Source organism: Microbacterium sp. (assembly GCF_030149085.1).
GTDB lineage: Bacteria > Actinomycetota > Actinomycetes > Actinomycetales > Microbacteriaceae > Microbacterium.
The window spans coordinates 1-3,734 of sequence record NZ_JASBSF010000155.1; the positions used below are offsets into that span (position 1 = coordinate 1).

Sequence of the window (3,734 nt, forward strand, 5' to 3'; positions counted from 1 at the left end):
CGGCGATCGACGACGGTGCGCCAGATTCCGCCCACCACGAGAAGCACGCCGAAGGCGATCTCCACGCCGTGCGCCCAGGGCGGCATCCGTTCGGTCGTCGAGGGGGGAATGAGGCGCGCCCCGAGTGCGAATAGGGTCACGAGTACGAGCACGCCCGCTGACCACCCGGCGAGGTAGCCGACGCTGGCGGGGATGGGGTTGGGAGACAGCAGAAGCAGCACGACCGCGAGGATCGGGAACACGCTCAATGCCGCCGCCAGGCCCAAGGGCACGATGTACCACAGCACCGAATCCACCCTTCGACTTTAGAGGCGAAGGTGGCTCGCGCGCGTCGTCAGGGAACGATCAGTACCGGTGCGTTCAGGTTCATGAGCACGTCATGCACCACGGCCGAGATGTTCGGGGGAGCCTCGCTCTGGCCGCGTCCGATGACGAGCATGGCGGCGTCGATGGATGCCGTCAGCAGTACCGGCGCGACGTTGTCGGCGACGACCCGGGAACTCAGGTCCAGGTGCGGGATGTCGATGAGGGCGTGTGCACTCGCGCGAGCGACCACATCCCGAGCCGCCGACGCACGATACTCGCCGTTGCTCGAGGATTCCTCGTGCGGAACCGGCGGGCGAGCGTGGATGAGGACCAACTGCTGATCGGTGCGTGCAGCTTCGCGAGCTGCCTGCATCAGCGCGGCATCCGAGGCCGGCGACCCGCTGACCCCGACCACGACGCCGTGCCGACCCTCGAACGGCAGGTTCGGAACGACCAGAACCGCCGAGCGAGCCGCAGCGACGACATACACGGATGCTGCGCCGAACGCACGCCCACGCAAGAACCCGGTGCGGTGCGATCCCACGACGAGAAGGTCATGCGGGCGAGCGGCACCCGACAGCACACTGGGCGCACGCCCGTGGACGAGTTCGGTCTGCACGTGGGCGACACCCGCGTCCACCGCGCGGCGACGCGACGCATCCAGCACGTGGATGCCGCGGCGCTGCGCATCAGCCATGTAGTCAGCCCCGGCGACGCCCCACGTGTCATCGACGACGTGGACGAGCAGCAGCTCGGTGCCGTGATCGGCCGCGTAGGCAATCGCCCACGCCAGCGCGCCGGTGCTCGGACCAGAACCGTCGACCCCGACGACCAGCCGATCGTAGGGCGATACCCGCCAGATCGCGTCGTCAGCCGGAGCGCTCAACGAGCTTCCATCCGACAGGCCCACGCGCGAGTCGTGGAGTGTGTTTCGCATCCGTCTGCCCCTCCTGTCTCTCCCAGCATCCGGCGCCCGGAGATTCCCGCACAGGGTCGAAGGTCCCGCGATAGGATCCTCGCGAGAGAGCCGATGGAAGAGAACGGGGCACCGGGTGGCTGATATCGAGGCACGGCTTCGCAGTCTTCTGACGGCGAACGCTGCTGTCGTGAGCCAGCTGGAGCTGTCGGGGGTGCTGCGTCGCATCGTCGAATCGGCCGTCGAACTGGTCGGCGCGAAGTACGGCGCACTCGGCGTGATCGGCCCCGACGGCATGCTCGAGGAGTTCATCCATGTGGGGTTGAGTGCCGAGACCGCTGAGGCGATCGGCCCCCCGCCGCGCGGCCGTGGCGTGCTCGGAGCCCTCATTCACGATCCTCACCCGATCCGGCTCGAACACATCGGACACGACCCCCGCTCGGTCGGCTTCCCTCGCAACCACCCGAGAATGGACAGCTTCGTCGGGGTACCCATCCGCATCCGCGGCGAGGTGTTCGGAAACCTCTATCTCACTGAGCACCCCGACGGCGCGTTCACCGCAGAAGACACCGAACTGCTCGAGGCGCTCGCCGCCACCGCCGGTATCGCGATCGACAACGCGCGCCTGTACGAAGACTCGGTGCGTCGCGAACGGTGGGCCGCCGCTGCAGCCGAGATGAGCGCCGCCATGTTCTCGGACGAGACCGGCAGACCGCTGCAGCTTCTGGCCGACAAGGTCCTTCAACTCACGGATGCCGCAACCGTGGTGGTGATCTCGTCGATCAGCGACACCATGATGTGCGTCGAGGTCGCGCGCGGCGAGCACGCCGATGAACTCACCGGATCCGTTCATGCGCAAGCGGGCACCCTCTCGGGACGCGTCTTCGACAGCTGGCAGCCGCTTCAGGCCAGCGGTGACACCGTCGAGCTCGGGGACGAACTCGTCGCGTGGGGTCCGACGGTGGTCGTGCCGATGCTCGGCGCAGACGGCGTTCCCATGGTGCTCACCGTCGGGCGGCCCGTCGGCGCTCCCCGGTTCACAGACAAGGATGTCGACCTTGCCGCAGACCTTGCGGCCCAAGCCACGATCGCGCTCGAGCTCGCGCGCGGCAGGTCCGACCGGCAGGCGCTCGCGCTCATGGACGAGCGCGGCCGCATCGCCCGCGACCTACACGATCACGTCATCCAGCGCTTGTTCGGCGCCGGGCTCTCGCTGCAGGCCGTCGCAGGCAGGGTCGGCGACGCGGCGGCGCGAACCGAGCTGCTGGAACAGGTCGACGCCCTGGATGCCGCGATCACCGAGATCCGCACCGTCATCTTCGCCCTGCGCCAACCCCGCGTGTCGTCCGGATCGGTCAGGCACCGCATTGTGGACGTCATCAGCGAAGTCGCACCGTCGTTCTCCGAGTCACCGCGACTCGTCTTCCAGGGACCGTTGGATCTGCGCACGCCGCCGGATGTTGCCGAAGACGTCGTCGCGGTCGTTCGCGAAGGTGTCAGCAACGTCGCCCGTCACGCTCAGGCAACGGAGACGTCGGTGCGGGTTGGAATCGCCGACGAGATGTTGGTCGTCGAGATCCTCGATGACGGCGTCGGCGTGCCGGAGTCGCCGACGCGTCGTAGCGGGGTCGGTAATCTTGAGGATCGCGCCGCGCGCTGGAACGGGGAGTTCGCTCTCACCGGACGCGACGGCGGCGGCACCCGCCTGCGGTGGGCGGTGCCTTTGGCCCAGGGAGAGACCACATGATCCGTGTCTTCGTGCTCGATGACCACGAAATCGTCCGTCGTGGGGTCGTTGACCTCATCGACGCCGAGCGCGACATGGAAGTGATCGGCGAGGCATCCACCGCCCGCCAGGCGCTCGGGCGCATCGCGGCCACCATGCCTGATGTCGCCGTCCTCGACATGCGCCTCCCCGATGGCAGCGGTATCGACGTGTGCCGCGAGATCCGCTCTCAGTACCCGAGCGTCACGTGCCTCATCCTTACCGGCTACGACGATGACGAAGCCGCCTACTCGGCGGTGCTGGCCGGCGCTGCCGGCTACGTCCTGAAAGACATCAAGGCCAACGGTCTTCTTGACGGCATCCGTGCTGTCGCCGCGGGCAAGAACCTGCTCTCGTCGGCTGCCGCCACGCGCGTGCGTGAACAGGCACGCGAGACCCGGTCGAGCACACCCGGCGTCGACCTGACCGACCGCGAACGTCAGGTGCTCGAGCTGATCGCCGAGGGTCTCACCAACCGTCAGATCGGGGAGCGCCTCGACCTCATGGAAAAGACGGTCAAAAACTACGTGACCGGTCTACTGCGCAAGCTCGGCATGGAGCGGCGTACTCAGGCCGCCGTCTACGCCACCTCGCTGCGGACCCAGTAACCGCAGTTCGTGCGCTGAAACAGTGAGGCCGTCGCGGCGCCCGGTGACGAGTCGGGCGCCGCGACGGCGTACGTGGGGGGGGCGCGCCGATCGACGGCGGGCCCGCTGCACCAGGGTTGGGTTATACGCCGGATACCTT

The 3,734-nt window shown here is 67.9% G+C and carries 4 protein-coding genes; 2 read left to right on the forward strand and 2 right to left on the reverse strand.

What is annotated here, in order from left to right:
• Both Q1V87_RS06365 and Q1V87_RS06370 read right to left on the reverse strand, forming a co-directional pair.
• The coding region (locus Q1V87_RS06365) for a GAP family protein (protein WP_300591336.1) at nucleotides 1-296 on the reverse strand (296 nt) is incomplete at its 3' end.
• Nucleotides 297-334: 38 nt separating this feature from the next.
• Entirely contained in the window at nucleotides 335-1,243 is a 909-nt protein-coding gene (locus Q1V87_RS06370; protein ID WP_300591337.1) for a universal stress protein, read from the reverse strand.
• A 115-nt stretch (nucleotides 1,244-1,358) separates the two neighbouring features.
• On the opposite strand from Q1V87_RS06370, the gene Q1V87_RS06375 reads away from it, so the two are divergent.
• Together Q1V87_RS06375 and Q1V87_RS06380 are read left to right on the forward strand one after the other, a co-directional pair.
• Nucleotides 1,359-2,969: a GAF domain-containing sensor histidine kinase gene (locus Q1V87_RS06375; RefSeq protein WP_300591338.1), complete on the forward strand. Its 1,611-nt coding sequence runs from the start codon at nucleotides 1,359-1,361 to the stop codon at nucleotides 2,967-2,969.
• Nucleotides 2,966-3,595: a response regulator transcription factor gene (locus Q1V87_RS06380; protein WP_300591340.1), complete on the forward strand. Its 630-nt coding sequence runs from the start codon at nucleotides 2,966-2,968 to the stop codon at nucleotides 3,593-3,595. Before Q1V87_RS06375 ends, Q1V87_RS06380 begins: the two co-directional genes overlap by 4 nt.
• Nucleotides 3,596-3,734: the final 139 nt, after the last annotated feature.

What these genes read in the sequence shown, in the direction of transcription:
- Q1V87_RS06370 (WP_300591337.1), bottom strand. Translation starts at nt 1,243, where the DNA reads ATGCGAAACACACTCCACGACTCGCGCGTGGGCCTGTCGGATGGAAGC.
- Q1V87_RS06380 (WP_300591340.1), top strand. Translation starts at nt 2,966, where the DNA reads ATGATCCGTGTCTTCGTGCTCGATGACCACGAAATCGTCCGTCGTGGG.